This is a genomic window from Clostridia bacterium, assembly GCA_024685775.1.
In the GTDB taxonomy this organism is placed as follows: Bacteria; Bacillota; Clostridia; order Christensenellales; family CAG-1252; genus CAG-1252.
Genome location: JAIKVL010000033.1, coordinates 24,466 through 49,764, shown reverse-complemented (window position 1 = coordinate 49,764; position 25,299 = coordinate 24,466). Strand labels below are relative to the sequence as shown.

Below are 25,299 nucleotides of genomic sequence, written 5' to 3'. Positions count from 1 at the left end.
CTATGAGTAAAGCAATCGTCGGAAAGAAACTTGGTATGAGCCAAGTGTTTGCACAGGATGGGCAAGTCATTCCCGTGACGGTCATCGAAGCAGGCCCATGTCCCGTCGTGCATATCAAGACAGTCGAGAAAGACGGCTACGAAGCGCTTCAAGTCGCGTTCGGTGAGTCCGAAAAACTCAACAAGCCGCAAAAGGGCGTGTTCCAAAAGGCGGGCGTGAAGAACGCGCGTTACCTGAAAGAACTCAAACTCGATATCGCGGGAGCCGAGGTCGGCAAGACCGTCCTTACGGCGGCGCAGTTCGAAGTCGGCGACAAGGTGGACGTCAGCGGCGTTTCCAAAGGTCACGGTTTCTCGGGCGTTATCAAGAGATGGAACGCGCAGCGCGTCGGATCCATGTCCCACGGTACCGGTCCGATCCACCGTTCGGTCGGTTCCATGGCTGCGAACTCCGACCCGAGCCGCGTGTTCAAGAACAAGCATATGGCGGGTCAATACGGTCATGAGAACGTCACCGTGCAAAACCTTGAAGTCGTCAAGGTGGACGCCGAGCGTAATCTGATCCTCGTGAAGGGCGGCGTGCCCGGACCCAAGGGTGGTCTCCTCGTTTTGAGGAACTCCGTGAAGGCGTAAGGAGAAGAAAGTTATGTTGGTTAAGATTTACGATAAACAGGCAAAAGAAGTGGGCAGCATGGATCTCTCGGACGAAGTCTTCGCGAGAGAGTACAACGAAGCCATCATTCATCAATGCGTCGTCGCGCAAAGAAACAATATGCGCCAAGGCACGAAGAGCACCTTGACGAGGACGGAAGTCCGCGGCGGCGGCAGGAAACCTTGGAGACAAAAGGGAACCGGTAACGCTCGTCAGGGTAGCACCCGCGCTCCGCAATGGGTCAAAGGCGGCGTAGTCTTCGCTCCGAAGCCCCGCGACTTCTCCCAGAAAGTCAATAAGGTTATGAGAAGAGAAGCGTTGAAGAGCGCGCTCTCCTATAAATTCCAAAACGAGGAAGCCGTCGTCGTCGATTCGCTCGCTCTCGAAAACGCGAAGACCAAAGAGATCGCTTCCGTGCTTAAAAATTTCAATATGGATAAGAGCACCCTTATCGTGCTCGGCGATCATGACGACGGAGCGGTCGTCGCTTCCCGCAACATCCCGAACGTAACGACGGTGAACGCGAATCTCATCAGCGTGCTCGACGTCGTCGCGAACGCGAAATGCCTTTTCACGAAGGAAGCCGCGGAGCAGATCGAAAAGAATCAGTTAGAGGCGTAGGAGGAAAGGTATGAACAATTACGATATTATAATCAAGCCGATCTTATCCGAAAAAAGTTTCAGCGGCATTCAAATGAAGAGATACACCTTCAAAGTTGCGAAGAACGCGACCAAGGTGGATATCAAGAGAGCGGTTGAAGAAGTGTTCGGCGTCGAGGTCGCGAAAGTCAACACCGTTAACGTGCAAGGCAAGATCAAGAGACGCGGCGCGACGGAAGGCAAGAGACCGGACTACAAGAAAGCGATCGTGCAACTTACCGAGTCGAGTAAGAGCATCGAGTTCTTCGACAGTTTGACGTAATAGGGAGGACACAGAGATGGCTATCAAGAGATATAACCCCACAACGGCGGGTCGCCGCGGAATGAGCGTTTCGGCGTTCGACGAGCTCCAAGGCGTTCAATCCCCCGAAAAATCCTTGCTTGAAAACAAGAAAAAGAGCGGCGGTAGAAACGCGACCGGAAGAATCACGGTCAGACACATCGGCGGTGGGAACAGACAAAAGTACAGAGTGATCGACTTCAAGAGAAATAAGGACAACGTTCCCGCGAAAGTGATCGGCGTTCAATACGATCCGAACCGCACGGTCAACATCGCGCTTCTCCAATATGAGGACGGCGAAAAGAGATATATCCTCGCTCCGGACGGTTTGAAAGTCGGCGACACGGTCGTCAGCGGCGCGGACGTCGATATCAAACTCGGAAACAGCTTGCCGCTTTCCTCGATCCCGGTCGGTACGTTTATCCACAACATCGAGATGCACGCGGGCCGCGGCGGCGTGATCGCTCGTTCGGCGGGCATCAGCGCGCAGCTTATGGCGAAAGAAAGCAAAGGCGCGATCATCAAGATGCCCAGCGGCGAAATGAGATACGTTCCGCTGAACTGCCGCGCGACGGTCGGCGAACTCGGCAACAAAGATAACGAGATCGTCTCCCTCGGTAAAGCGGGTAGGAAAAGACATATGGGAACCCGTCCGACGGTTCGCGGTGTGGTTATGAACCCCTGCGATCACCCGCACGGCGGCGGCGAGGGCAAGAGCCCGGTCGGTATGGCAAGTCCTGTTACGCCTTGGGGTAAACCCGCGCTCGGTTACAAGACTCGCAAGAAGAAGAACGCGTCTGACAAGTTCATCATTAAGCGCGTGAACTAATAGGAGGGAATATGAGCAGATCAGTTAAAAAAGGACCTTACGTTGAAGAAAGGTTGTTGAAAAGAATCCAAGCCATGAACGACGCGAACGAAAAGAAAGCGATCAAGACGTGGTCGAGGGCGAGCACGATATTCCCCGATATGATCGGTCACACGATCGCGGTTCATGACGGCAGAAAGCACGTACCCGTCTATATCACCGAAGATATGGTCGGTTGCAAACTCGGTGAGTTCGTGCCCACCAGAACGTTCAAAGGACACCCCGGCAGCAAGAGCGCTGCTTCCAAGTAGGAGGAAATATGGCAACTCGTATGAAAGAAAAGAGCGCAGCGCGCATTGAGAACGCGGACAAGCGTCCCAAGGCAACTGCCAAATATATAAGGATCTCCCCTTATAAAGTAAGAATCGTACTCGACATCATCAGAGGCAAGAATTACACCGAAGCCGCGGCTATCTTGAAGAATACCAACAAGTCCGCCGCTCCCGTGGTCCTCAAAGTCCTCGACTCCGCCGCGGCGAACGCCGAGTACAAGAACATCAGCAAGAGCGACTTGTTCGTAGCGGAAGCGTTTGCGGATCAAGGCCCCACGTTAAAGAGAATCATGCCGCGTGCGAAAGGCCGCGCATACCGCATCTTAAAGCGCACGAGCCACATCACCGTGATCCTTGACAGCGCGAACAACTGAGGAGGTAAACAATGGGACAGAAAGTTAATCCTAACGGACTTAGAATAGGAATCAATAAAGAATGGGAAGCCCAATGGTTTGCCGGTAAGAAAGATTTCGGCAGCTATCTCCTTGAAGACAATCAGATCCGTCACTTCATCAAGGACGTTTACAAGCCCGAGCTCAAAACGACCAGCGAAGAACCCGTTCAGCAAGAAGGCGAAAAGTTCGTCAAAAAGCTTGACGACAGACCCAGAATCTCCCGCGTGGACATCGAGAGATGCGACAAGTATCTCAAAGTCAAGGTCTTTACCGCCCGCCCCGGTCTCTTGATCGGACAAAAAGGCGTCGGAACGGAAAAGATTCGCGCGCAGGTCATCAAGATCGCGAAGAAGAACGGACACAACTATCCGACCGTGTTGATCGAGTTCATCCCCGTCAAAGTGGCGGATGCGGACGCGCAACTCGTCGCGGAAGATATCGCGAATCAACTCGAAAAGAGAATCAGCTTCCGCAGAGCGATGAAGCTTGCGATGTCCAGAGCGAATAAAGCCGGCGCGAAGGGTATCAAGACGATGGTTTCCGGCAGATTGGACGGCGCGGAGATCGCGCGTACCGAGCAGTATCACGAAGGCTCGATCCCCCTTCAAACGTTGCGCGCGGATATCGATTACGGTTTCGCGGAGGCGCACACGACTTACGGGCGTATCGGCGTCAAAGTGTGGATTTACAAAGGCGAAGTGCTTGTGAAGAAAGCGCAGCCTGCTCAGAGTGAAGGAGGTGAAGCGTAATGTTAATGCCGAAGAGGGTCAAGCGTAGAAAAGTTTCTCGCGGCCGTATGAAAGGAAAAGCAAATAAAGGCAATGTTATCGCTTACGGCGAGATCGCTTTGGTGGCGGACGAATGCGGATGGGTTACCTCGAACCAAATCGAGGCGGCTCGTATCGCGATGACTCGTTTCACCAAGAGGGGCGGAAAGGTCTGGATCGACATCTTCCCCCACAAACCCGTAACGAAGAAACCCGCCGAAACGCGCATGGGTAGCGGTAAGGGTTCCCCGGAATACTGGGTTGCGGTCGTTAAGCCGGGCAGAGTTATGTTTGAAATGGCGGGTATCGACCTCGAAGTCGCAAAAGAGGCGTTGAGACTTGCTTCCCACAAATTACCCGTTAAGTCTAAAATCGTTGTGAAGGAGATCCCCGTCGCAGCGGAAGGCGGTGAAGAATAATGAAAGCTAAGCAATATTTTGAAATGAGCACGGGCGAACTCGATAAAGAGCTCGCGAAGTTGAAGTCGCAACTTTTCAATCTTCGTTTTCAACACGCTGCCGGACAACTTACCAACAACAGCGCGTTGAAGAACGTGAAGCGCGATATCGCAAGAGTAAACACCATACTTCGTCAGAGAGAATTGCAGCTCAAAGGCGAGGCTTCGGCGAAGTAGGAGGTAGAACGCAATGGAAAATGCTATGGAAAGAAATTTGAGAAAGAGCAGGGTGGGCATCGTCGTCAGCGACAAGATGGAAAAGACCATCGTCGTTGCGGTGGAAGTCAAATATAAGCATCCCCTCTATAAGAAGACGGTTCGTATCACCAATAAATACAAAGTGCACGACGAAGAGAACGCCGCGCACGTCGGCGACACCGTCGAGATCACCGAGACCCGTCCTTTGAGCAAAGAAAAGCGCTGGCGTCTCGTCGAGATCATCAGCAAGGCGAAGTAAGGAGGAGCAGCGAATATGATACAACCTCAAACCAGATTGGTCGTCGCGGATAACACCGGCGCCAAAGAAATCATGTGTATCAAAGTGCTGGGCGGCTCGTTCAGAAAGTTCGGTAATATCGGCGACGTTATCGTCGCGTCCGTTAAGACCGCAACTCCGGGCGGCACGGTCAAGAAAGGCGACGTCGTCAAGGCGGTCATCGTAAGATCCGTTCGCGGCATCGGCAGAAAAGACGGCTCCCATATCAAGTTCGACGAGAACGCGGCAGTCATCATCGACAACCAAAAGCAACCGCGCGGAACCCGTATCTTTGGGCCGATCGCGAGAGAGTTGAGAGATAAAGACTATATGAAGATCATCTCTCTTGCACCCGAAGTGCTTTAAGGAGGACAGTATGGAGATTAAGAAAGGTGATAGCGTAGTGGTACTTACCGGCAAAGATAAGGGCAAGAAAGCAGCCGTTATCAAGGCGTACCCCGCGGATAATAAAGTTGTGCTCGAAGGCCTCAATATGGTCACCAAGCACGTTAAGGCAAGAAGCGCGCAGCAACCGGGCGGCAAAGTCGAGCAACCCGCCGCGATCGACGCTTCCAACGTTATGCTCGTTTGCCCCTCTTGCGGCAAAGCGACCAAAGTCGCTCACGAGAAGGTTGACGGCAAGAACGTCAGAAAATGCAAAAAATGCGGCGCCGTGATCGACACGAAAGCGGCTCCGAAGAAAGCGACCGCTAAGAAAGCCACCGCCAAGAAAGCGACCAAAGAAACCGAGGCTGTGGAAACCACCGAACAGACCGTAACTGCGACCGCCACCAAGAAGGCGACCAAGAAAGCGGCTCCCAAGGCGGAAGCGTAAACGGAGGTACAGAAAGTGGCAGAGAAGAAAAATCAAGCTGCAAGCGCGGCTGATACCAAAAGAGAATACAGGCTTAAAACCTATTATGCCGAGAAAGTCGTTCCCGCTCTGATGAGCAAGTTCAACTACAAGAACGTGAACGAAGTTCCGAAGCTTGAAAAGATCGTTTTGAACATGGGTCTCGGCGATGAGAAAGACAACGGCAAGAGCTTCCAGCTCGCCGTCGAAGAGCTTAAACTCATCAGCGGTCAAAAACCCGTCGTTACCAAAGCGAAAAAGAGCGTTGCGAACTTCAAAGTCAGAGAAGGTCAAAGCATCGGAGCGAAAGTTACCCTTCGCTCGGGCAAGATGTATGACTTCCTCGACAAGTTGATCAGCATCGTCCTTCCCCGCGTCAGAGACTTCAAAGGCGTTTCCACCAAGTCTTTCGACGGAAGGGGCAATTACGCGATGGGACTGAAAGAGCAACTTATCTTCCCGGAGATCTCCTACGATCAAGTGGAAAAGACGAGAGGCCTTGACATCTGCGTGGTGACCACGGCAAAGACGGACGAGGAGGCAAAAGAGCTTTTGGATTTGCTCGGTATGCCTTTTGCTCGTAACTAACGGAGGTAAAGAGTATGGCAAGAATGGCGCTTAAAAATAAGCAAAAAGCACCTCAAAAGTTCTCGACCCGCGAATACACGAGATGTTCGATTTGCGGCAGACCGCACGCCGTCTTGAAAAAGTACGGAATTTGCAGGGTTTGTTTCAGAGAGCTTGCTTACAAAGGCCAAATACCCGGCATTAAGAAGTCCAGTTGGTAATTAAGGAGGAGATAGAAATGGTAGTGACCGATCCTATTGCGGATATGCTCACGAGGATAAGGAACGCCCTTACCGCGAAGCATTCCGACGTTAAAATCCCGACCTCCAAGGTGAAAGCCGCGATCGCGGACATCTTGCTCGAAGAGGGATATATCGAAGCCGTCGAGAAAGTCGAAGACGGCGTTAACAGCTATTTGAACATTACTTTGAAGTACGGCGCGGGCAGAAGCGTTATCAACGGTTTGAAGCGCATCAGCAAGCCGGGCCTCAGGGTGTACGCGAACTGCGAAGACCTTCCGAAAGTTCTGAACGGTCTCGGCATCGCGATCATCTCGACTTCGAAGGGCATCATGACGGATAAGAACGCTCGCACCGCAAACGTCGGCGGCGAAGTGATGGCTTACGTCTGGTAAGGGAGGTAGAAAGATGTCAAGAATCGGAAGACTTCCCGTTGAGATCCCCGCGGGCGTTACCGTTACGCTCGGGGAGAATAACGTCGTTACGGTCAAAGGTCCCCTCGGAACCTTGACGCGCGCGCTTCCCGCTTCCTCGGTCATCACGATGGAAGGCAATCGCGTTCACGTCGCCCGTACGAACGACGAAAAAGAAAGCAAAGCAATCCATGGTCTTACGCGCGTCCTTATCAACAATATGGTCGTCGGCGTCACCAAGGGATTCAGCAAAACGCTCGTGGTAAACGGCGTCGGTTACAAAGTTGCTGTGGAAGGAAACAAAGTCGTGTTTAACGTCGGTTTCTCTCACAACGTTCCCGTCGAGATCCCCGAAGGCATCAAAGCGAAAGCGGAAAACGGTCTTGAACTCACCGTTACCGGTATCGATAAAGAGCTTGTCGGACAGTTCGCGGCGAACCTTCGCGACATCAAGAGACCCGATCCCTATCACATTTACGGTATCCGTTATAAAGACGAGGTCATCGTAAAGAAAGTCGGTAAGACCGCGGGTAAATAAAGGAGTGAATTGATATGATAACCAAGATCGATAAAAATTCCGAAAGAATCAAAAGGCATAAGCGCATCAGAAATAAGATCAGCGGCTCGGCGGAGCGCCCCCGCCTTTCGGTTTTCAGAAGCAGCAAACACATCTACGCGCAACTTATCGATGACGTCGCCGGCGTGACCATCGCCGCCGCGTCCACCGTCGAAAAGGCGATCGCCGAAGCGGTGAAAGATATGACCAAGAGCGAGCAAGCGAAATACGTCGGCACGATCCTCGGTCAGCGCGCGGTCGAAAAAGGAGTCTCGACTTGCGTGTTCGATAGAAGCGGCTACCTTTACATGGGCCGTTTGGAAGCCCTTGCGGACGGCGCGAGAGAAGCCGGTTTGCAGTTCTAAGGAGATAGTTATGGCAAGACGTGATGATAAATTCAATAAAGACAGAGAAGTAAAAGACGGATTCGACAAAGTGACGATCGCGATGAACCGCGTCACGAAGGTCGTTAAAGGCGGTAGAACGATGCGTCAAGCGGCGCTCATCGTCGTCGGCGACAAGAACGGTCAAGTCGGACTCGGAATGGGTAAAGCCACCGAAGCGACGGACGCGATCGAGAAGGCGACGACCGCTGCGAAGAACAGCCTGATCAAAGTGCCTATCGTCGGAACGACGATCCCGCACCAAATCACCGGCGTGTTCGGTCGCGGTCAAGTTCTCCTGATGCCCGCCGAAGTCGGTACCGGCGTTATCGCGGGCGGTCCGGTTCGTGCCGTTCTCGAAATGGCGGGTATCCAAGACATCCGCACGAAGGCGATCGGAACGAACAACCCGATCAACTGCGCGAAGGCGACGATGGACGGACTTTCCCGTCTTATGACCGTCGAGCAGATCTCGGCGCTTCGCGGCAAGACCGTTGAGGAAATTCTCGGTAAGGAGGCGCAAGAATAATGGCTAAGATCAAAGTTACTCTCGTTAAGAGCACCATTGGCGCGCTCGAAAAGCAAAAGGCAAACGTAGCCGCGCTCGGTCTTCGTAAAGTCGGTAGCTCCAACGTTCTCGAAGACACCGCTACCACGCGCGGAATGATTAAGGTCGTTTCTCACCTCGTAAAAGTAGAGAACGCCGATTGAGGAGGTAGAAAAATGAAATTGCACACCATAGCGCCCGCTCCGAATTCAAAAACTTCCGCGAAAAGACTCGGCAGAGGTATCGGTTCCGGTCTCGGAAAGACTTCGGGCAAGGGCCATAAAGGTCAATGGGCGAGAAGCGGCGGCGGCGTACGTCCCGGATTCGAAGGCGGTCAAATGCCTTTGACGAGGCGCCTTCCGAAGCGCGGCTTCACGAACATCTTTAAGAAAGAATACAACATCGTTAACCTTTGGGATCTCGAATGCTTCGAGGCGGGTGCGGTCATTAACGAGGAAGTCCTCCTCGCGACCGGGATCCTCTCTAAGGCGCAGCCCTACGGACTCAAAGTCCTCGGCGGCGGCGAGCTGACCAAAGCGCTTACCGTTCAAGCGGCGTACTTCACCGAGACCGCGAAAGAAGCGATCGAGAAAGCCGGCGGCAAAGTCGAGGTGCTGTAATGTTAAATACGCTGATAAATGCCTTCCGTGAGAAGGAAATACGAAAGAAAATGCTCCTGACGCTTTTGATGCTGTTGGTGTTCAGGATCGGGTGCTTCATTCCCGTCCCGGGCATCGCGTCAACAAGCTTCCAGAACCTTGCGAGCAACGACTTTTTCAGCGTTATGTCCACCATCACCGGCGGATCGCTCGCAAACGGCACTCTGTTTGCGCTCGGTATTCTCCCATTTATCAACGCTTTCATTATCATGCAACTTCTGACGCTCGTCATCCCGCCTCTCGACAGACTTTCGAAGCAGGGTGAGGACGGAAGAAAAAAACTTACGCAAATCACGCGTTACATGGCGATCGTTCTCGCGATCATCCAAGGCGTGGGTATCTGCCTCGCTTGGGGCGCGGATATGTTCGACGCGACCTTCGGATCCCAGAAATTTTCGATGGCTTTGGTCATCGTTATGCTCGTCGGCGGCAGCTGCCTCGTTATGTGGATCGGCGACCGCATCACCGAGTACGGGATCGGAAACGGAACGTCGCTGATCATCTTCGTCGGTATCCTCGCTTCCGCGGCGCAATCCCTCGTTACCGCTTTCAAGAATATCGGTGACGGCAACGTCGCGAAAAACGTGTGGCTCATTATCGCGTTCCTGCTCGTCGTCTTGTTCGTCTTCGTCTTCATCATCTTCGTGGATCTCGCGGAGAGAAAGATCACGATCCAATACGCGAAGCAGATCAAGGGAAATAAGATGTACGGCGGTCAATCTACCCACATCCCGATGAAGGTCAACGCGAGCGGCGTTATGCCGATCATCTTCGCTTCGTCCTTCCTGATGTTCCCGCAAATGATCGCGAGCTTCTGGCCGACGAGCAAGTTCTACCTTTGGTGGGCGAAGTGGCTCGGCATCGGAACTCCGATCTATATCGCGGTCATGTGCTTGCTGATCTTGTTCTTCTCGTTCTTCTATTCGCAGATCCAGTTCAATCCGGAAGACATCAGCCGCAACATCCAACAAAACGGCGGGTTCATCCCGGGCATCCGTCCGGGCAGACCGACGAGCGAATTTTTGAAGAGGATCAACAACAGGATCACCCTGTTCGGCGCGATCTTCCTCGCGATCATCGCTCTCGTCCCGAGCGTCGTCTTCGCTGCCCTCGGTCAATCCAACGGTCTTGCGAACGCGTTCAGCGCGACGGGTCTTCTGATCGTCGTCAGCGTTGCGATGGAATTCGATACGCAGTTGCAGAATCAGTTGATGATGAAGCACTACAAGGGCTTCTTGAAGTAATATGAAAGTGATTTTCTTAGGCGCGCCGGGGAGCGGAAAAGGCACCCACGCGACGCGCGTAAAAACAGAGCTCGGCGTGCCGCATATTTCCACGGGAGACATCTTCCGCGCGAATATCAAAGGCGGCACCCCGCTCGGGCTTCTTGCGAAGAGTTATATCGATAAAGGCGCGCTCGTTCCCGATGACGTCGTCATCAAGATCGTGGCGGATCGCCTTTCGCAAGAAGACTGCAAAGCCGGTTTCATTTTGGACGGATTCCCGAGAACGATCTCGCAAGCAGAGGCGCTCGAAGCGATCACCTCGATCGACGTCGTCGTCAACCTCGTCGTGGATGACGAAGCGATCGTAAAGCGCGTCGCGGGAAGAAGAATGTGCCGTTGCGGCGAAACGTACAACGTCGCATTCCTGAACGGCAGGACGACCTGCGAGAAGTGCGGCGGAGAGCTGTACCAACGCGAGGACGACAAAGAAGAGACCGTCAAAAACAGGCTTGCCGTGTATCACGCGGAAACCGCGCCCCTGATCGATTACTACGCGAAAAAAGATCTTTTGAAAAATATTGACGGCGCGCAGGGGATCGAAGCGGTCTACGCGGACATTATGAAGGTGCTGAAATGATTTTCGTTAAGACAAAAGAAGAAGTCGACGTGATGCGGAAAGCTTGCCGCGTCGTTCGCGATACCCTTCTTTACGTCGGTGACAGGATCAAAGAAGGCGTCACGACCGCGGACGTCGATTCGTGGGTCAAAGAGTACATCGAGAGTCAGGGAGCGATCCCTTCCTGCCTCGGTTATGAAGGTTATCCCGCCAGTGCGTGCGTGTCGGTCGACGACGTCGTCGTGCACGGGATCCCCTCGAAAAAGACGTATATCGAAGAAGGTCAGATCGTCGGCGTCGACCTGTGCGCGTATATCGACGGATATCACGGCGACGGCGCGCGGACGTTTATGATCGGAAAGGTCAGTCGCGAGAAAAGAGATCTCGTGGAAACCGCCGAAAAAGCCTTTTTCAAAGGGATCGAAGGGATCAACGCGTCCTCTCGCCTCGGAGATATTTCCGGCGCGATTCAGGAGTACGTTGAAAGCAGAGGTTACTCCGTCGTTCGAGCGCTCACCGGGCACGGGATCGGGCGCGAAATGCACGAAGATCCTTCCGTTCCCAACTATGGGGTGAAAGGTCGCGGGCTTCGATTGCACAGCGGACTTACGCTGGCGGTCGAGCCGATGATCAACCTCGGAAGGTTCGACGTCTATACCGAACGCGACGGCTGGACGGTCAGGACGAAAGACCGCTCGCCTTCCGCGCATTACGAGAATACCGTGGTGATTTGGGAAGACGGCGTCGAGATTCTGACGCTTTAAGGAAAAAAATATGCAAAAAGAAGTTTTCGTCGGCAGTATTGTTTATTCAAAGGCTGGACGAGATCGCGGAAAGTGTTATATAATAGTAAGGTTAGACGATAAAGGATACGCCTACGTCGCGAACGGAAGCGAAAAATCCCTGTCGGCTCCCAAACGAAAGAACGTCAAGCATCTCGAACCGATCGGCGAAGTTAACGATACGATACAGGAAAAATTGTTGTCGGAAAAACAAGTGTTCGACAGCGAGATCAAGAGCGCGCTGAGGCTGTACTCGGGCAAATAAGGAGGTCATTTTGTCAAAGGAAGACGTTATTGAGGTCCAAGGCAAAGTAATTGAGGTGTTGCCGTATCAATCTTACAGAGTAGAACTTGAAAAGAGCGGCGCGCAGATCATCGCCTATCCGTCGGGAAAGATGCGGATCAAAAGCATCAAGATCATCGAAGGCGATTCGGTAAAAGTCGAAATCAGTCCCTACGATCTGACCAAGGGTCGCATCGTTTGGAGAGATAAGAACTAACAGGGAGGATAGTATGAAAGTTAGACCGTCGGTTAAACCCATGTGCGACAAATGCAAGATCATTAGGCGTCACGGAAAGGTTATGGTTATTTGCTCCAAGAGCAAGAGCCACAAGCAGGTTCAAGGTTAAGTAAATCCTTTATTCGGTCGGGGAGCGGCTGGACGAATTCATTCCAAATCACATTTCGTCCTCTCGGTCGGGTAACAAGATAAACATCAAAGATTAAATGGAGGTATTTTAATGGCTCGTATATCCGGTGTAGATTTGCCAAGAGAAAAAAGGCTCGAAATCGGTTTGACGTATATTTTCGGTATAGGTCTTGCCACTTCGCGCAAAATTTTGGCAGAGACGGGAATCAGTCCCGACATAAGGGTAAAAGATTTGGCAGAGAGCGACGTTGCCGTACTCAGAGAGTACATCGAAAAGAATTTGCGCGTGGAAGGCGATCTCAAACGTGAAATCGATATGAATATCAAAAGACTTCGCGAAATCGGTTGCTACCGCGGCGTCCGTCATAGAAAGGGTTTGCCCGTAAGAGGACAAAGCAGCAAGAGGAACGCTCGTACCCGCAAAGGCCCGAGACGTACCGTCGGCCGTTCTAAGAAATAAGGGAGGACGCAACAATGGCAGTAAAGAAAAGTGCAACCAAAAAGCGTAAGGACATTACGCGCGTTGACAGGGGACAGGCGCATATCCAATGTTCCTTTAACAACACGATCATTACCATAACCGATATCCAAGGCAACGCGATCAGCGCGTCCAGCGCGGGTAAGCTCGGTCTTCGCGGTTCGAAGAAGAGCACGCCGTATGCGGCGCAAATGGTTATGGAAGACGCGGCGAGAGCGGCGAAAGAGCACGGCTTGAAGAGCGTCGACGTCTTCGTAAAAGGCCCCGGTCAGGGCAGAGAATCCGCAATTCGCGCGCTTCAAAACGCGGAGATCGCGGTTACTTCGATTCAAGACGTTTCGCCCATTCCGCACAACGGATGCCGTCCGCCTAAGCGCAGAAGGTTATAGGAGGTAGAAAAGATATGGCTAAGTACACAGGTCCCGATTGTCGCTTGTGCAGAAGAGAGGGTGAAAAATTATACCTCAAAGGCGACAGATGTTATAATATCAGCAGCGACGGAACGCAAGGCAGGAAGCTTTGCCCCTTGGAGAAAGGGCGCATCAATCCCCCGGGTCCCGTCAAAACCGGCAGAAGAAAAGTGTCCGCTTACGCTTTGCAGCTTCGCGAAAAGCAGAAGACCAAGAGAGCGTACGGCATTATGGAAAAGCAATTCCGTATGTACCACGAGAAAGCGGAGCGCATGAAGGGTATCACGGGTGAAAACATGCTTATCCTCATCGAGCGCAGACTGGACAACGTCGTCTTCCGTCTCGGAATCGGCGGCAGCAGAGCGCAAGCCAGACAAATCGTCAATCACGGCCACATTTCCGTGAACGGCAAAAACGTTAATATTCCTTCTTATTTGGTCTCTCCGGGCGACGTTATCGCCGTGAAAGAGAATAAGCAGGGCAAGAAATTATTCGAGGCGGTCAAAGAAGTGGGCGCGAAGTCCGCTCTTCCCCAGTGGCTCGAATTTGACAAGACCACCCTTACCGGTAAAGTCCTGCAAATGCCGAAGCGCGAGGATATCGACCTCAGAATCAAGGAGCACATGATCGTCGAGTTGTACTCCAAGTAATAAAGGAGGAATATTATGATAAAAATCAAAACACCGCAAATCAACGCATCGGAGAATCAAGACGGGTCGATCGCGGTCGTTACCGTGGAGCCGCTTGAAAAAGGTCTCGGCACCACTCTCGGAAACGCTCTTCGCAGGATGCTGTTATCCGATCTTCCGGGCGTCGCGGCGGTCGGCATCAAAATTGCCGGCGTTATGCACGAATTTTCCACGATCCCCAATATCGTTGAGGACGTCGTGGATATCATCCTTAACATCAAAGGTTTGGCTTTCAAGGCGAACACCGCTCTCGAAGACAATCAAAAAGTCGTCGTTACGATCAAAACCAACAAGCCCGGTCCCGTCCTCGGTAAGGATATCGATTGCGGCATGGCGGTTTCCGTGGTGAACCAAGATCACCACATCTGCACGATCAACGAAGGCGGCGAGCTCGATATGGAGATCACCGTTATGAGCGGCAGAGGTTACGTCGGCGCGGATAAGAACAAAGACGCTTCCGCACCGATCGGCTACATCCCCGTGGACAGCATCTTTACCCCCGTTCTTTCGGCGAGTTACACCGTTGAGGACGCTCGTGTGGGTCAAGATATCAACTACGACAGGCTCGTTTTGAACGTCAAGACGAATGGGACGACTCCCGCGAAGGAAACTCTGTCTCTCGCGGCGAAGATCCTCGACGATCACGCGAAACTCTTCATCAATCTTTGCGAGAGCGTGGAAGAGATGGGTCCGATCCTCGAACCGGACGAGCCCGATCCCCGCGATACGCACCTTGAAAAGACGATCGAAGAGCTCGATCTCTCCGTCCGTTCTTACAACTGCTTGAAGAGAGCGGGTATCCACACTGTCGGCGATCTCGTCGAGAAGTCGGAAGGGGATATGCTCAAAGTGCGTAACTTGGGACAAAAATCGCTGGAAGAAGTCAAATTCAAACTTGCGGAATTGGGGCTTTCTCTCCGCAGTAACGAGGAATAATTGGGAGGCTTGATATGAATCAAAGAAAATTAGGAAGACCGACAGACCAACGTATGGCGATGTTGAAGAACGAAGTTTCCGACCTTTTGTGGTACGGAAAGATCGAGATCACCTTCGACCGCGCCAAAGAGGTAAGTCGTATGGCTGAAAAACTTCTCACTCTCGCTATCAACACCTATCAAGACACCGTTGAAGTTGTCAAAGAAAAAGTCAACCTCAAAGACGAGAAAGTGTCCGTCAAATTTACGAACGACGGTCCGAAAAAGCTCGCGGCAAGGCGTCGTTTGATGGCTGAGCTTTACGATATTCAAGAGAAGAAGGGCGAGAAAGAGAGCAAGAGCAAGTACGCTGCGAGGACGAAGGACATCAATCATCCTTTGATCGAGAAGATCTTCAACGAGTACGCTCCGAAGTATAAAGAGCGCAACGACAAACAGACCCAAGGCGGCGGATATACCCGCATCCTTAGGCTCGGTCAAAGAAAAGGCGACGCCGCGGAAATGGCGATCATCGAGATGCTTTGATCGGAAAACGTTTAACAAAGAAAAATCGCTCGCATATTGCGAGCGATTTTTTTATGCTGTGTTTGGAAGGATCGACCGGTTCAGTTCCTTTTTATGACGATGAAACTGATCAGCGCGATCGTAACGACGGCGATCAAAAGCGCGAGCGAGATCGCGAAAAAGACGATGGTTTTCACCTTGCGCTTGGGATCCGTCTTTCCGATCGCCGTCCCGAAAAAGATCGTGGAGAGCAAAGAAAAGATGAAATTCGGGATCCCCGTGATGGCCATAAAGATGATCACGAAGAGCAGCCCGAAGACTTTTCCGAGCGCTTCGCCGAGGTCCTCGGGCGAGCTGTCAAAGAAGGCGCCCAAGAACGGCATCGTCAGAAAAATGAACGGAATAAAGGTCAAAACGGCAAGCACGAAAAAGACGTAACTTGCTTTTTTCGGTCCCTTTTTAACGGCGCAAAGCGCGTTTTCGGAAAGAAGATTTTGCGGGGTCGGCTCTTCGATCGGATCTGCGACAACTTCCGCGTTTTTCGTTTCCGCTTCGGCGGCGAGCGCTTCTTTTTCTCCGATGGGATTGTCCATAAACGTACCTCCTTTGTGAAAAATATTATACCAAATAAAAGAAGAAAATTCAATAGGGGTGAGTTTTTCCGTCATTTTGTAACCGCATTTATACATTCTTGTAAATTTGCTCTAACATAAGTCGAAATGTCCCGAAAAAGCTGGATTTTTACAGGAATTAGCAACATTAAGAATTCTTAATAATTCCGTATCGAAAAGGAATGTATGGTATAATGATTAAACGGGAGAGGGTATGCCTTGCTTCAAATTTTGAAAAATGCGAATATTTGCGCGGTTTTCAATGAAAAGTGAGTAGAATTTCCCGATCTCGAAGCGAATAAAAATAAACGAAAGAGCGCATCTCCGATAAGTAATCGGTGTTTTGCGATTCTTTTGGGTTGTTGACACTGGTCGGGAGGTTGCTTTGGCATTCAAATGGCGGACTGATAAGAAGAAGCGTAAAGAGGATTCCTCCGTTTTGTACGGAGAAGAATTCGACGCCGAGAATCAAAAAGCGTTAACCGAAGAAACGGAAGCGCCCAAGCGGGCGAATTCTTTTCGTCCCGTCAGTGAAGACGCGACTGCCGTAACGCCCTTCGTCCCCGAAGAAGAAACGGAACCGACCGAGAACCCCGATCCCGCATCGGAAGATCTCGGATCCGAAGCCTCCGCCGAAGAGACGGCGCCGGAAAGTCCCACCGAGCCGCAAACCGAGACGGAAGAGCCCGCTCCCGAAGAAGCGGAAAGTTCGGTTGACGGATCCGAAGCCGCGGAAGAATCCGCGACGTCGCAGGATGCGCCGCTCGATCCCGAAGAAGAAGCCGCGCTTCTCGCCGAAGTGCAGGCGATGGACGACGGGATTATGTCCGCCGAGCCTTCGGACGTCGTTTTTGCCGTCGCGCCCGCGATGAGCGCGCAGGAAGAACCGACTGAGTCCGAGTCTGCGGAATCGTCGAACGAGGCGTCGCAGGAAACGTCTTCGACTCCCGCGGAAGGAAACGGTGAAGGCGAGGCCTTCGTTATGGACGACGACTATATGCAAGCCTTCATGGCGGAAGGCGCGATGGACGACTTCGTCTACGGCGGCAACTTCGAAGAAAGGCAAGAGCTCTTGGATCAGATCGCGGATAACGCCGAGACCTTAGCCGAAGATGGAACGGAGTACCTCGAAAAGCAAGAGCAGGAAAAGGAAGAGGCGAAGAAAGCGGAGCCGAAGTATAACGAGCGAGGCGAGCTTTTGAACGAAGACGGCAAAGCCGTTTTGAAGCGCAGCCTCGAAAATAAACTCGCCCTCGCCGACACGCGCGAGCGCAGGTATTACAACAAGCTCAAAAACGAGATCTTGGCGTATGATGGCGTCAAGGCGGAAATGCAGACGGCGACCGAGGTTTTCCGTCGCGGGAAGCAGGTTTTGGCGCGTTTGTCCGTCGCCGGTTTCACCCGCATCTATTTCGCGCTCGATCCCGTGGAATTCGACGTGGATCGCTATAAGCAGGCGGATCGTTCCGAAGTCGATTTCGACGACGCGAGAATGTTGCTTCGCGTCCGTAACGACGACGAATTCGCGATCGTGATCGAGCTTCTCGCCCTGATGATGGGCAAATTCAATATAAGCCGCCTTGAAAATCCGGAAACGGTGGATTATCTCCCGAACTTCCCGAGAAGAAGCGACGCGGTTCTGGACACGAAAGGCAAATATCTTTCTCTCGAAGAGAAGGACGAGCAAAACCTCATCAAGGAAAAGCGCGCGGAAGAAAGAAAAGCCGCGGGTCTTTCCGAAGAGCCGGAGCAGGAGATCCAAATCGTCCAAGAAGAAGCGCAGCCGTTAAGCGTCCTTCCTCTGACGCTCGAAAACAAGATCCACCAGTGCCCGAACACGATCAAGATCTTATACAGCAAGATCAAAAACGAGCTTTTGTCCTACAAGACGGTCAAATCCGAAATGACGGTCAAGAACGACAATTTCAAGTCGGGCAAAAAGCTGATCGCGCGTATTACGATCGTCGCGGAGATCGTCAGGCTCTATCTTGCGCTCGATCCGAAAAAATATCCGACGCGGAAGTATAAGCATAAGGACGCTTCGGATCAGATCGGTTACGAAGGCACGAAGCTCCTTTTGAAGATCGAGAACGAAAAGGAGCGCGACGCAGCCGTCAAACTCATCACGGAGTTGATGAAGGAAAACGGGCTCGAACGCAACAAGCGCTATGCGTACGTTCCGTTCGCGGAGAAATACCCGTATATCAAAAACGCCGTCTTCAAAGGCGAAGAGGATAAACCGTTCGTAAAACGCGAAGGGGAAGAGTACGCCGACGTTTACGGCGAATTGACCGAGCATCTTCGCGAGCAGATGGGCGCGACGGACGCTTGGGGCGTCCCGAAGGGGTATAAGCCGGACGACGGTCTCACCGCGCGCGACCTTCTCGAACTGCAAAGAAGCAAAGCCAAGACCCTGAATGCGGGCGTGGCGCTCGCGACTCCGATCGTCTTCTTTTACGACGCGGCGATCAATGAGGAAGGCGTCGTCCAGTATCTGAACGTGTATCAGGTCCTGAACGATAAATTCCTCGGCAAGATGATCCCGCAGGAGTATTTCGCGATCGCGGAGGGCAGCTCCCGTATCGAGGAATTGAATTATATCGCGCTCGACAACGTCGTAAAGGATTGCAACGAGAACCCGGATATTCGTTTCGCGGTCAAGATCAGTTGCCGTCTTTTGCTGAAACAGGAAACCTTGACGAAGCTCGTCGACAAAATGCAGACCGAGCATAAGAACCTGATTCTCGCGTTCGACTGCGCGATGCTCGAAGCGGTCGGCTACGTCGGCATCAGCGCGATCAACACTTTGAAAACGCAAGGCGCGCTCATTATGATCGACAACGCGGAAAGCGCGAGTATGCGCGTCTTGACCGAGTACGAATTCGATTATCTCCGTTTGGACGCCCGCTATTACAGCGGCGACAGCTCCAAGCGGCTTTCTCACCTCGATATGATAACGGGGTATGCGGACGTTCAGAATATCGTAACGACGTCCATCAACTGCGAGCATAAAGAGGAGGCGAGGATCCTTCTCGATCACGGCGTAAAGGTCATACAGGGCGATGCGGTCGCGCGCCCGATGAGAATTATCAATTTGGCGCTGACGAACATAAAGCCGGTGCCTAAGGTAAAGAACAATGGCGAAAACAAAGAGTGACGTTGAAAAAACTCCCGATCAACTGATTCAGGAGCAATTGGCGGCGGAGAACGAGTACGTTATCAAAAACAAACGCGTCCGTCGGCAAGCGCGCAGAAGAGCGGTCATTATCATTCTTCTGCTCTTCTTGCTTATCGTCACCCTTCTCGCGGGCATAACGTACGCGATTATGCGTTTCGTGGATAACAACAACTTCCGCGTTACCGTTTCGCAGACGGGTACTTCGTGGCTCTCTCTTTCCAAGGACTTCGAGTTTACGAACCCGACCAGCGTTTTGGACGTCGCCGCGCCGAAGAATATGGACAACAGTACTTTGTGCAACTATATCGACGGAAAGATTAAAGATATTTACGAGTCGAACGGTCCCTACAAGGGCGAAGGCACGCAGGATTTCTTTATCGCGACGTCGTTCTATTTGAAAAACAGCGGAACCGGCGCGGTCGGCTATCGGGAAATGATCTCGATCGAACGCGCGATGCGGAATATGGATAAAGCGATCCGCGTCCTCGTCATCAAGGATTCCGATCTGACGGACGAGAACTACGGAACGATCTCGGTCTACTCCGCGCCGCAGACCGATCAAAGAGGCAAAAACCTTCTCGACGAAGGAGGAAACGTGATTCCGGAAGAAGTCGTCCCCGGGAAGAATTACAAACCGCAGACGATCGACGTTTTCAACGGATTCACGTTTGAGGAAGGAACGATCGCGGAAGACGGCGTCTGGCTTGCGAAGCCTTTCCAAGGCGGCGGCTACGTCCTGAACAGCGAACTCTTCCCCTTAAACCCCGGCGAGATCATTAAGTACACGATCATTATTTGGCTGGAAGGCGAGGATCCGCAGTGTATCGGCGACGCGTCCAGCACGGTAGACAGCGAAAGAGGTATTCTCGGCGGGCAAGTCAAACTTGCGGTCGAATTCGTCACCCAAAGCTAAGAGGAGAACAAACTGAAATGGAAAAAGACAAGAAATTGAGTAACGAAACCGAAACGGAAGAAACCGCGGCGACGCCCGTCACCGAAGCGGTCGAAGAAAATGCGGAAACGGTCGAGGCGGCTCCCGCAGTCGAATCTGCGGCGAAAAAAATCGACGAAAGGGAAAAGAAACCGATGAGCAAAGGCAAAAGGATCGCGAACGCGGTTGTTCTCGCCGTGCAGATCGCTTTCGTCGTCCTCGCGATCGTCATTTGTTTGGTCGTTATGCTGAACCCGCAATCGGGCGACAAGGTCTCTCCCGTCGGGTTGAAGTTACTTCCCGTTTTGACGGGATCAATGGACGGGGATAAAAAGGACAGTTTCCCCGAAGGCGCGCTCGTTTTCGCGACGAGCCCGAAAAAAGGCGGGAACGATCTGAAAGTCGGCGACATCGTGACGTTCAAGATGCTTGAAGACAACAGCCGTCAAGTCATTCTCGTAACGCACAGAATTATCGAAGTCAAAGACGTCGACGGCGTCAAGAAGTACAGGACGCAGGGCGACGCCAACCCGCTCCCGGACGAAGCGGATAAGCTCGCGGGCGATATCCTCGCCGTTTATGCGTTCCATATCAACGGACTCGGTTCGGCGTTGACTTGGATCCGCGACGGATACCATTTCATCTACGTCATCATCATTCCTCTCGGATTGTTGCTGATCTATAATATTTATTTGGTCGCGCAGATCGTCGTCGAAAACAAGATGAAGAAGGCGAAAGCGGCGGCGGCGGAAAGCGCGAAGCAGGCGGCTCTCGCATCGATCGACGAAGAAGCGATCAAGCGCAAGGCGATCGAAGAGTATTTGAAGAGTCAGGGGCTCAGCCCCGCTGCGGGAGATGGCGGCGCTTCCGATCAAAAAGGAGAAGAGACAAAAGCGTAAGTTTCGGCGCGTGAAACGAAAGAGCGAAGGCGCGTTCGTCGCGCCCGAGCGAAAATGGGAAAGGAAGGGTAAAGCCTATGTTTACTGATTTTATAAAAGAATTTTTGCAAGTATTCTTCTTTGGATTTCTTGGCTTTTTCTATACGCAACCGCACGGTATTTCCGGTTTTAATTGGTACGGCGGTTTCTTCGGCGCGTTCCGTCAATTGTTCGCGATAGACAGCTATATTGCGGTCGTAGAAAAATTCCAAGCGATGAAGCAGATGAGTACCGGGCAATGGATCGGCGCTTGGGTGATCATTATCCTCGTCGTTCTCGCTCTTCTTGCGATCGTCGTCGTCGGCGCTTACTTCCTCGTCCGTTTCTTCAAAAGACTCTTCGGTTCGAGGGTTTTGAATCAAGACCTCGTGGACGAGATCGGAAACTTAAAAGGTCAGATCGTTAAATTGACGAAAGAAAAAGACCGCATCCTCGGTTTGAAGATCGGCTATCAAGGCTACGACGTTTTGGAAGGAAACGAAGGCGAAGACACGTCCAGCGCGAAAAAGGAAGGCGAGAGCCGTTTCTACAAGCTGACGGAAGTCGATAACCAATACGCGGAAGAAGGCTCGCAGCGTCATACCGAATTCCGAAAGGATTTTACGCTTTCGGAGCTTTGCGACACCTTCCGAAATTACGCGGCGAATAACCCCGACAGACCGTGGCGTAAGCTTTATTACGAACCCAAGATCATTCGATTGTTCTTCGCAAGTCTTGCAACGACGAGGCTCATCATCCTGCAAGGTATATCCGGTACCGGTAAAACCTCACTTCCCGAATGTATCGGTCACTTTATCGACAACCCGACGACGATCGCTTCCGTTCAGCCGTCTTGGCGTGATAGAACCGAAATCTTCGGATACTTCAACGAATTTACCAAGAGGTTCAACGAAACGGAAACGCTGAAAGCGATGTACGACGCGACCTATAACGAAGATATGTATCTGACCGTCCTCGACGAAATGAACATCGCGCGTGTCGAGTACTACTTCGCGGAAATGTTGTCCATTCTCGAAATGCCGTCGCGTGATCAATGGATCGTCGACCTCGTTCCGAGCGGTTGGCCTTCCGACCCGAAGCACGTTGAAAAAGGTCGTTTCCGTTTGCCGGAAAACATGTGGTTCGTCGGAACGGCGAACAACGATGACTCGACGTTCGCGATCTCCGATAAGGTTTACGACCGTGGTATGCCGATCAACATCAACAGCAAGGCGAAGCCTTTCGACGCGCCTTTGACGAATATGATGCCGCTGTCTTATAAGTATCTCGAATCCCTGTTTGCAAAAGCGCAGGAAGAGCATAAGGTCAGCGAAGAGAACCTGAGAAAATTCGAAGAGATGGATGATTACGTTATCGAGCATTTCCGCTTGGCGTTCGGTAACCGTATCGTTAAGCAATTAAGAGAATTCGTCCCCGTGTACGTCGCTTGCGGCGGAACGGAGATCGACGGCTTGGACTACGTCCTCTGTAACAAGATCCTTCGTAAATTCGAATCCTTGAACCTTGCCTACATCCGCGACGAGGTTGACGACTATATCCAATACCTTTCCGATCACTTCGGAGAGGAAAACATGACCGAATGTAAGGAATACCTCGAAAGGTTGAAGAAACTCTTCTAACGGTAAGGGAAAGATAGGGAATGGCAGACAAGAAAAGGTACGAAGAATATCTATATTACCTGAGTACGCTCCTCAAACAGGAGGACTTTTATTCCGATTATTCGGATTATATCGCGCAGGGTAAGAATAGTTTTCAAGTGTCGCAGCGCTTCCAAAAGCAGATCTTCGACGAGAGTTGGATCGACACCCTCGAAGATTGTATCGTCGCGCTCGACACGATCGTTCGTAACCCGCGTAAGTTCATCGTCGTCGAAGAAGATATCGTCGATATCTCTCTCGCGAGGAGTATTTCCGTCGAGTCCGTCAAGCACCTTGCGCAGCACACGAACTACATTTCTTCCGTTACCAAAGACGGAATGGTCATTCCGAGTAAAATCCTGAACACGTCGAAAGAAGAGTCGTACGAGATTTACGAGAACCGTTTTATCTATACCCTCCTTTTGAAGACGAAGGATTTCATTACCCGCCGCTTTAATTTGATCAAGCAGGCGAACGCGAACAGCGACCAGATCGTCGTCAACGTTACTTCCGATTTCGGACTGAAAAATGATAATTCGATCAGCTACACAATGTCCACCACCGCGAATATGCCGGTGGAAAACTTAATGGGCGCGGACGACAACCGAACGTTGGTTCAACGCGTGGAAAGGATCAACAGCATCGTTTCGAGCTTCCTTGCGAGCCCGTTCGCGAAGGAAATGGTCAGTTGCGCGCTGGTCCGCCCGCCGATCACCCGTACGAACGTCATCTTGAAAGACCCGAACTTCAAAAAAGCTCTGGTCCTTTGGCAGTTCATCGAATCGTATAACAAGATCGGTTTCGAAGTCGAAACGGTTACGGAGACGCGCGATCTTTCGCCTTCCGTTTCCGAAAAGTATCGCGACCTTATTTATTTGAACACTCTTATCATCGAGTCGATGGCGGCGAAAGCCGAAGGCGGGCTCGTGGAAGAGAAAGATCTCGAAAAAGAAAAGAACGTCGAGAACGAATACCTGACCAAGAATATCGACGATTTCGTCCCGGACGATTTCCCGCAGCTCCATATGGATCTTCACGAGATCCGCCGTTTGTACACGACGGTTCCGGGCGAGCGCGAAGTCCCAATGGACGACGTTCGCAAGATGAACGCGGCTTTGGATCGCGTCATTCGCCAGTATAAGATCAACACCGCCAAGGAAGACAGCGCGCGGCAAAAAGCCTTGTTGAAGCAACAGCTCAAAGAGGAAGCCGAGCTTAAACTCGAAGCGCTCAGGCAGGCGGAGAAGGACGCGAAGGACGCAGAAAAACGCCGCAAAGCCGAAGAAAGAGAGCGTATCCGCGCGGAGAAAGAAGCGGAAAAGGCGATGAAGCTCGCGCAGAAGGAAGAACAAGAGCGCATCAAACGCGAAAAGAAAGAGATGCACGATCGCATCGTTCGCGCGGAAGAAAGACTCATGCGTTTGCGCCTCTGCAAAGAAGAAGCGGAAATGGAGAAGCGCCTCGCCGCGGAAAAGGAAAGACTGCTTGCGATCCAACGCTCGGAAGAAGAGCGTATGGCGACCGAAAAGCAACTTCTCGCCGAGCAGCTCGAACGCGAAAAGACGATGACCTATATCGCTCCGATCGAAGGCGAAGCGCTGTTATTGCTTCGTAAAAAAGAGATCCGCAGGATCGAGGAAATGCGCCGCGAGCAAGAGCACACGATGCAGGAGCTCATCAGCACGCACTACGCCGATATGGAAGCCCAGCAAAAGCAGGCGATTATCGATATGGAAGAGCTTGCGCAGCTCATTAACTTCGACAGCGTGACCGCGACCGAAGAAGAGCGCGCCGACGCGATGGAGGCGGAAGACGTCAACGTCCTGACCTACGGAAAGGAACAGATCAACGAGATTCTGAACGATAAACTTACGCCGGAAGAGCTTGAAAAAGAGAAGGAAGAGGCGGTCGCGCCTACGCCCGAAGTCGGCGATATCGGCTATACGGAGCTCGGTCAGAACGCGGAAGAGGTCGTCTTCGACTTCGTTCCCGAGGAAGAGCCCGAGCCCGAACCCGAAGAAGCGCCCCAAGAAGAAGAGGAAGAAGAGCTCCCGACCGCGGAGGACGATTGGAGCTTTATCGACGAATTGAACGTGGACGAGAAGCTCATCAACAAGGACGTGTCCGCGATGAAGCTGACCCCCGAGGAAGATCGCGAGAACGTCGCGACTTCGAAAGAGGAGAGAAAAGCCTTCAAGCTCAGAAAGAAAGAAGAAGCGAGAGCGAAGAAGGAAGAGGAAAAGGCGAAGAAAGCGCAAGAGAAGGCGGAATTCAAAGAGAAGTTGAAGAGACTCGAAGAGGAGAACAAGGCGCAAGGCGCCACCAGCTTCGCTCCGACCTCGCCCAAATCGAAGAAGCCCGCCGCGCCCAACCCCTACACGCCGTCCGCGAAGGATATTTTGGCGCCGAAACCGTTTGCGCCGACGTCGCCTTCCGAAGATGCGCGTTCGTTTGAAGAAAACTCGATCGAGAGAGAAGAGCCGAAGATCTCGGAAGTCACTCCGAATCCCTCGGACGGCGGCCGCGCCCGCACGTTTATCCCGCGTTCTTACACGCCTCTTTCCATAACGCCGCAGAACGTTCACGACGTGATCGGGGATAAAAAAGAGAAAGACAAAAAGAAAGATAAAAAGAAATAAGCATTGAGAAGAGACGGTTCGCCGTCTCTTTAC

The 25,299-nt window shown here is 52.1% G+C and carries 37 protein-coding genes; 36 read left to right on the top strand and 1 reads right to left on the bottom strand.

Annotated features, from left to right (window positions below; translation table 11 throughout):
- The first annotated feature begins 2 nt into the window (after positions 1-2).
- The 31 genes from rplC to K5753_06205 all read left to right on the top strand — a co-directional run bounded on the left by rplC (position 3) and on the right by K5753_06205 (position 15,353).
- The gene (rplC, locus tag K5753_06355) at positions 3-632 is read left to right on the top strand and encodes a 50S ribosomal protein L3 (protein ID MCR4726818.1); all 630 of its coding nucleotides are present in this window, start codon (positions 3-5) and stop codon (positions 630-632) included.
- Between the two features lie 13 nt (positions 633-645).
- On the top strand, positions 646-1,272 hold the full coding sequence (gene rplD / locus K5753_06350) for a 50S ribosomal protein L4 (GenBank protein MCR4726817.1): 627 nt from the start codon (positions 646-648) through the stop codon (positions 1,270-1,272).
- Positions 1,273-1,282: 10 nt separating this feature from the next.
- Positions 1,283-1,573, top strand: coding sequence for a 50S ribosomal protein L23 (gene rplW, locus K5753_06345; GenBank protein MCR4726816.1), 291 nt, complete (start codon positions 1,283-1,285; stop codon positions 1,571-1,573).
- Between the two features lie 16 nt (positions 1,574-1,589).
- The gene (gene rplB / locus K5753_06340) at positions 1,590-2,420 is read left to right on the top strand and encodes a 50S ribosomal protein L2 (protein MCR4726815.1); all 831 of its coding nucleotides are present in this window, start codon (positions 1,590-1,592) and stop codon (positions 2,418-2,420) included.
- An 11-nt stretch (positions 2,421-2,431) separates the two neighbouring features.
- On the top strand, positions 2,432-2,710 hold the full coding sequence (gene rpsS, locus K5753_06335) for a 30S ribosomal protein S19 (protein ID MCR4726814.1): 279 nt from the start codon (positions 2,432-2,434) through the stop codon (positions 2,708-2,710).
- 8 nt (positions 2,711-2,718) lie between these two features.
- Positions 2,719-3,105 carry a 50S ribosomal protein L22 gene (gene rplV, locus K5753_06330; protein MCR4726813.1) on the top strand — a complete coding sequence of 129 codons (387 nt, stop codon included), beginning with the start codon at positions 2,719-2,721 and terminating at the stop codon, positions 3,103-3,105.
- An 11-nt stretch (positions 3,106-3,116) separates the two neighbouring features.
- On the top strand, positions 3,117-3,875 hold the full coding sequence (rpsC, locus tag K5753_06325) for a 30S ribosomal protein S3 (protein ID MCR4726812.1): 759 nt from the start codon (positions 3,117-3,119) through the stop codon (positions 3,873-3,875).
- The gene (gene rplP, locus K5753_06320; GenBank protein MCR4726811.1) at positions 3,875-4,312 is read left to right on the top strand and encodes a 50S ribosomal protein L16; all 438 of its coding nucleotides are present in this window, start codon (positions 3,875-3,877) and stop codon (positions 4,310-4,312) included. Before rpsC ends, rplP begins: the two co-directional genes overlap by 1 nt.
- Positions 4,312-4,527 (top strand): 50S ribosomal protein L29, encoded by a 216-nt coding sequence (gene rpmC, locus K5753_06315; protein MCR4726810.1) that lies wholly within the window; start codon positions 4,312-4,314, stop codon positions 4,525-4,527. The genes rplP and rpmC overlap by 1 nt, the downstream gene beginning before the upstream one ends.
- A gap of 25 nt (positions 4,528-4,552) precedes the next feature.
- Complete coding sequence (rpsQ, locus tag K5753_06310; GenBank protein ID MCR4726809.1) at positions 4,553-4,807, top strand: 30S ribosomal protein S17; 255 nt, start codon at positions 4,553-4,555, stop codon at positions 4,805-4,807.
- Between the two features lie 15 nt (positions 4,808-4,822).
- Positions 4,823-5,191: a 50S ribosomal protein L14 gene (gene rplN / locus K5753_06305; GenBank protein ID MCR4726808.1), complete on the top strand. Its 369-nt coding sequence runs from the start codon at positions 4,823-4,825 to the stop codon at positions 5,189-5,191.
- A 10-nt stretch (positions 5,192-5,201) separates the two neighbouring features.
- Positions 5,202-5,660 (top strand): 50S ribosomal protein L24, encoded by a 459-nt coding sequence (gene rplX / locus K5753_06300; protein ID MCR4726807.1) that lies wholly within the window; start codon positions 5,202-5,204, stop codon positions 5,658-5,660.
- Between the two features lie 111 nt (positions 5,661-5,771).
- Positions 5,772-6,266 carry a 50S ribosomal protein L5 gene (gene rplE / locus K5753_06295; GenBank protein ID MCR4726806.1) on the top strand — a complete coding sequence of 165 codons (495 nt, stop codon included), beginning with the start codon at positions 5,772-5,774 and terminating at the stop codon, positions 6,264-6,266.
- Positions 6,267-6,280: 14 nt separating this feature from the next.
- Complete coding sequence (locus K5753_06290) at positions 6,281-6,466, top strand: type Z 30S ribosomal protein S14 (GenBank protein MCR4726805.1); 186 nt, start codon at positions 6,281-6,283, stop codon at positions 6,464-6,466.
- A gap of 17 nt (positions 6,467-6,483) precedes the next feature.
- Positions 6,484-6,879, top strand: a complete 396-nt coding sequence (gene rpsH, locus K5753_06285; GenBank protein MCR4726804.1) for a 30S ribosomal protein S8 — start codon at positions 6,484-6,486, stop codon at positions 6,877-6,879.
- A gap of 13 nt (positions 6,880-6,892) precedes the next feature.
- Positions 6,893-7,435 (top strand): 50S ribosomal protein L6, encoded by a 543-nt coding sequence (gene rplF, locus K5753_06280; GenBank protein MCR4726803.1) that lies wholly within the window; start codon positions 6,893-6,895, stop codon positions 7,433-7,435.
- 14 nt (positions 7,436-7,449) lie between these two features.
- The gene (gene rplR / locus K5753_06275) at positions 7,450-7,818 is read left to right on the top strand and encodes a 50S ribosomal protein L18 (protein ID MCR4726802.1); all 369 of its coding nucleotides are present in this window, start codon (positions 7,450-7,452) and stop codon (positions 7,816-7,818) included.
- Between the two features lie 10 nt (positions 7,819-7,828).
- On the top strand, positions 7,829-8,365 hold the full coding sequence (gene rpsE, locus K5753_06270) for a 30S ribosomal protein S5 (protein MCR4726801.1): 537 nt from the start codon (positions 7,829-7,831) through the stop codon (positions 8,363-8,365).
- Positions 8,365-8,547: a 50S ribosomal protein L30 gene (gene rpmD, locus K5753_06265; protein ID MCR4726800.1), complete on the top strand. Its 183-nt coding sequence runs from the start codon at positions 8,365-8,367 to the stop codon at positions 8,545-8,547. Before rpsE ends, rpmD begins: the two co-directional genes overlap by 1 nt.
- A gap of 12 nt (positions 8,548-8,559) precedes the next feature.
- Positions 8,560-9,003: a 50S ribosomal protein L15 gene (gene rplO / locus K5753_06260; protein MCR4726799.1), complete on the top strand. Its 444-nt coding sequence runs from the start codon at positions 8,560-8,562 to the stop codon at positions 9,001-9,003.
- Complete coding sequence (gene secY / locus K5753_06255; protein ID MCR4726798.1) at positions 9,003-10,286, top strand: preprotein translocase subunit SecY; 1,284 nt, start codon at positions 9,003-9,005, stop codon at positions 10,284-10,286. The genes rplO and secY overlap by 1 nt, the downstream gene beginning before the upstream one ends.
- A 1-nt stretch (position 10,287) precedes the next feature.
- A complete protein-coding gene (locus tag K5753_06250; protein ID MCR4726797.1) occupies positions 10,288-10,905 on the top strand; it encodes an adenylate kinase in 618 nt (205 codons plus the stop codon).
- Entirely contained in the window at positions 10,902-11,648 is a 747-nt protein-coding gene (map, locus tag K5753_06245; GenBank protein ID MCR4726796.1) for a type I methionyl aminopeptidase, read from the top strand. The genes K5753_06250 and map overlap by 4 nt, the downstream gene beginning before the upstream one ends.
- A gap of 10 nt (positions 11,649-11,658) precedes the next feature.
- Positions 11,659-11,931, top strand: a complete 273-nt coding sequence (locus K5753_06240; GenBank protein MCR4726795.1) for a KOW domain-containing RNA-binding protein — start codon at positions 11,659-11,661, stop codon at positions 11,929-11,931.
- Positions 11,932-11,941: 10 nt separating this feature from the next.
- On the top strand, positions 11,942-12,166 hold the full coding sequence (gene infA / locus K5753_06235; GenBank protein MCR4726794.1) for a translation initiation factor IF-1: 225 nt from the start codon (positions 11,942-11,944) through the stop codon (positions 12,164-12,166).
- A 13-nt stretch (positions 12,167-12,179) separates the two neighbouring features.
- Positions 12,180-12,296: a 50S ribosomal protein L36 gene (gene rpmJ, locus K5753_06230; protein ID MCR4726793.1), complete on the top strand. Its 117-nt coding sequence runs from the start codon at positions 12,180-12,182 to the stop codon at positions 12,294-12,296.
- Between the two features lie 111 nt (positions 12,297-12,407).
- Positions 12,408-12,776 carry a 30S ribosomal protein S13 gene (rpsM, locus tag K5753_06225; GenBank protein MCR4726792.1) on the top strand — a complete coding sequence of 123 codons (369 nt, stop codon included), beginning with the start codon at positions 12,408-12,410 and terminating at the stop codon, positions 12,774-12,776.
- 14 nt (positions 12,777-12,790) lie between these two features.
- Positions 12,791-13,183 carry a 30S ribosomal protein S11 gene (rpsK, locus tag K5753_06220; GenBank protein ID MCR4726791.1) on the top strand — a complete coding sequence of 131 codons (393 nt, stop codon included), beginning with the start codon at positions 12,791-12,793 and terminating at the stop codon, positions 13,181-13,183.
- Between the two features lie 14 nt (positions 13,184-13,197).
- On the top strand, positions 13,198-13,854 hold the full coding sequence (rpsD, locus tag K5753_06215) for a 30S ribosomal protein S4 (protein ID MCR4726790.1): 657 nt from the start codon (positions 13,198-13,200) through the stop codon (positions 13,852-13,854).
- Positions 13,855-13,869: 15 nt separating this feature from the next.
- On the top strand, positions 13,870-14,829 hold the full coding sequence (locus K5753_06210) for a DNA-directed RNA polymerase subunit alpha (protein MCR4726789.1): 960 nt from the start codon (positions 13,870-13,872) through the stop codon (positions 14,827-14,829).
- A gap of 14 nt (positions 14,830-14,843) precedes the next feature.
- Positions 14,844-15,353: a 50S ribosomal protein L17 gene (locus tag K5753_06205; GenBank protein ID MCR4726788.1), complete on the top strand. Its 510-nt coding sequence runs from the start codon at positions 14,844-14,846 to the stop codon at positions 15,351-15,353.
- Positions 15,354-15,433: 80 nt separating this feature from the next.
- On the opposite strand, the gene K5753_06200 is transcribed toward K5753_06205, so the two are convergent.
- A complete protein-coding gene (locus tag K5753_06200; protein ID MCR4726787.1) occupies positions 15,434-15,925 on the bottom strand; it encodes a hypothetical protein in 492 nt (163 codons plus the stop codon).
- Positions 15,926-16,328: 403 nt separating this feature from the next.
- Between K5753_06200 and K5753_06195 the strand changes: the two genes are divergently transcribed.
- The 5 genes from K5753_06195 to K5753_06175 all read left to right on the top strand — a co-directional run bounded on the left by K5753_06195 (position 16,329) and on the right by K5753_06175 (position 25,266).
- On the top strand, positions 16,329-19,100 hold the full coding sequence (locus tag K5753_06195; protein MCR4726786.1) for an EAL domain-containing protein: 2,772 nt from the start codon (positions 16,329-16,331) through the stop codon (positions 19,098-19,100).
- Positions 19,081-20,034 (top strand): hypothetical protein, encoded by a 954-nt coding sequence (locus K5753_06190; protein MCR4726785.1) that lies wholly within the window; start codon positions 19,081-19,083, stop codon positions 20,032-20,034. The genes K5753_06195 and K5753_06190 overlap by 20 nt, the downstream gene beginning before the upstream one ends.
- A gap of 17 nt (positions 20,035-20,051) precedes the next feature.
- On the top strand, positions 20,052-20,951 hold the full coding sequence (locus tag K5753_06185; GenBank protein MCR4726784.1) for a signal peptidase I: 900 nt from the start codon (positions 20,052-20,054) through the stop codon (positions 20,949-20,951).
- 77 nt (positions 20,952-21,028) lie between these two features.
- Positions 21,029-22,609, top strand: coding sequence for a hypothetical protein (locus K5753_06180; GenBank protein MCR4726783.1), 1,581 nt, complete (start codon positions 21,029-21,031; stop codon positions 22,607-22,609).
- A 20-nt stretch (positions 22,610-22,629) separates the two neighbouring features.
- The gene (locus K5753_06175) at positions 22,630-25,266 is read left to right on the top strand and encodes a hypothetical protein (GenBank protein ID MCR4726782.1); all 2,637 of its coding nucleotides are present in this window, start codon (positions 22,630-22,632) and stop codon (positions 25,264-25,266) included.
- Positions 25,267-25,299 lie beyond the last annotated feature (33 nt).

Excerpts from the sequence above, each read along its gene's own strand:
- rplC (MCR4726818.1), top strand. The coding sequence starts at position 3 with ATGAGTAAAGCAATCGTCGGAAAGAAACTTGGTATGAGCCAAGTGTTT.
- rplD (MCR4726817.1), top strand. The coding sequence starts at position 646 with ATGTTGGTTAAGATTTACGATAAACAGGCAAAAGAAGTGGGCAGCATG.
- rplW (MCR4726816.1), top strand. The coding sequence starts at position 1,283 with ATGAACAATTACGATATTATAATCAAGCCGATCTTATCCGAAAAAAGT.
- rplB (MCR4726815.1), top strand. The coding sequence starts at position 1,590 with ATGGCTATCAAGAGATATAACCCCACAACGGCGGGTCGCCGCGGAATG.
- rpsS (MCR4726814.1), top strand. The coding sequence starts at position 2,432 with ATGAGCAGATCAGTTAAAAAAGGACCTTACGTTGAAGAAAGGTTGTTG.
- rplV (MCR4726813.1), top strand. The coding sequence starts at position 2,719 with ATGGCAACTCGTATGAAAGAAAAGAGCGCAGCGCGCATTGAGAACGCG.
- rpsC (MCR4726812.1), top strand. The coding sequence starts at position 3,117 with ATGGGACAGAAAGTTAATCCTAACGGACTTAGAATAGGAATCAATAAA.
- rplP (MCR4726811.1), top strand. The coding sequence starts at position 3,875 with ATGTTAATGCCGAAGAGGGTCAAGCGTAGAAAAGTTTCTCGCGGCCGT.
- rpmC (MCR4726810.1), top strand. The coding sequence starts at position 4,312 with ATGAAAGCTAAGCAATATTTTGAAATGAGCACGGGCGAACTCGATAAA.
- rpsQ (MCR4726809.1), top strand. The coding sequence starts at position 4,553 with ATGGAAAGAAATTTGAGAAAGAGCAGGGTGGGCATCGTCGTCAGCGAC.
- rplN (MCR4726808.1), top strand. The coding sequence starts at position 4,823 with ATGATACAACCTCAAACCAGATTGGTCGTCGCGGATAACACCGGCGCC.
- rplX (MCR4726807.1), top strand. The coding sequence starts at position 5,202 with ATGGAGATTAAGAAAGGTGATAGCGTAGTGGTACTTACCGGCAAAGAT.
- rplE (MCR4726806.1), top strand. The coding sequence starts at position 5,772 with ATGAGCAAGTTCAACTACAAGAACGTGAACGAAGTTCCGAAGCTTGAA.
- K5753_06290 (MCR4726805.1), top strand. The coding sequence starts at position 6,281 with ATGGCAAGAATGGCGCTTAAAAATAAGCAAAAAGCACCTCAAAAGTTC.
- rpsH (MCR4726804.1), top strand. The coding sequence starts at position 6,484 with ATGGTAGTGACCGATCCTATTGCGGATATGCTCACGAGGATAAGGAAC.
- rplF (MCR4726803.1), top strand. The coding sequence starts at position 6,893 with ATGTCAAGAATCGGAAGACTTCCCGTTGAGATCCCCGCGGGCGTTACC.
- rplR (MCR4726802.1), top strand. The coding sequence starts at position 7,450 with ATGATAACCAAGATCGATAAAAATTCCGAAAGAATCAAAAGGCATAAG.
- rpsE (MCR4726801.1), top strand. The coding sequence starts at position 7,829 with ATGGCAAGACGTGATGATAAATTCAATAAAGACAGAGAAGTAAAAGAC.
- rpmD (MCR4726800.1), top strand. The coding sequence starts at position 8,365 with ATGGCTAAGATCAAAGTTACTCTCGTTAAGAGCACCATTGGCGCGCTC.
- rplO (MCR4726799.1), top strand. The coding sequence starts at position 8,560 with ATGAAATTGCACACCATAGCGCCCGCTCCGAATTCAAAAACTTCCGCG.
- secY (MCR4726798.1), top strand. The coding sequence starts at position 9,003 with ATGTTAAATACGCTGATAAATGCCTTCCGTGAGAAGGAAATACGAAAG.
- K5753_06250 (MCR4726797.1), top strand. The coding sequence starts at position 10,288 with ATGAAAGTGATTTTCTTAGGCGCGCCGGGGAGCGGAAAAGGCACCCAC.
- map (MCR4726796.1), top strand. The coding sequence starts at position 10,902 with ATGATTTTCGTTAAGACAAAAGAAGAAGTCGACGTGATGCGGAAAGCT.
- K5753_06240 (MCR4726795.1), top strand. The coding sequence starts at position 11,659 with ATGCAAAAAGAAGTTTTCGTCGGCAGTATTGTTTATTCAAAGGCTGGA.
- rpmJ (MCR4726793.1), top strand. The coding sequence starts at position 12,180 with ATGAAAGTTAGACCGTCGGTTAAACCCATGTGCGACAAATGCAAGATC.
- rpsM (MCR4726792.1), top strand. The coding sequence starts at position 12,408 with ATGGCTCGTATATCCGGTGTAGATTTGCCAAGAGAAAAAAGGCTCGAA.
- rpsK (MCR4726791.1), top strand. The coding sequence starts at position 12,791 with ATGGCAGTAAAGAAAAGTGCAACCAAAAAGCGTAAGGACATTACGCGC.
- rpsD (MCR4726790.1), top strand. The coding sequence starts at position 13,198 with ATGGCTAAGTACACAGGTCCCGATTGTCGCTTGTGCAGAAGAGAGGGT.
- K5753_06210 (MCR4726789.1), top strand. The coding sequence starts at position 13,870 with ATGATAAAAATCAAAACACCGCAAATCAACGCATCGGAGAATCAAGAC.
- K5753_06205 (MCR4726788.1), top strand. The coding sequence starts at position 14,844 with ATGAATCAAAGAAAATTAGGAAGACCGACAGACCAACGTATGGCGATG.
- K5753_06200 (MCR4726787.1), bottom strand. The coding sequence starts at position 15,925 with ATGGACAATCCCATCGGAGAAAAAGAAGCGCTCGCCGCCGAAGCGGAA.
- K5753_06190 (MCR4726785.1), top strand. The coding sequence starts at position 19,081 with ATGGCGAAAACAAAGAGTGACGTTGAAAAAACTCCCGATCAACTGATT.
- K5753_06185 (MCR4726784.1), top strand. The coding sequence starts at position 20,052 with ATGGAAAAAGACAAGAAATTGAGTAACGAAACCGAAACGGAAGAAACC.
- K5753_06180 (MCR4726783.1), top strand. The coding sequence starts at position 21,029 with ATGTTTACTGATTTTATAAAAGAATTTTTGCAAGTATTCTTCTTTGGA.
- K5753_06175 (MCR4726782.1), top strand. The coding sequence starts at position 22,630 with ATGGCAGACAAGAAAAGGTACGAAGAATATCTATATTACCTGAGTACG.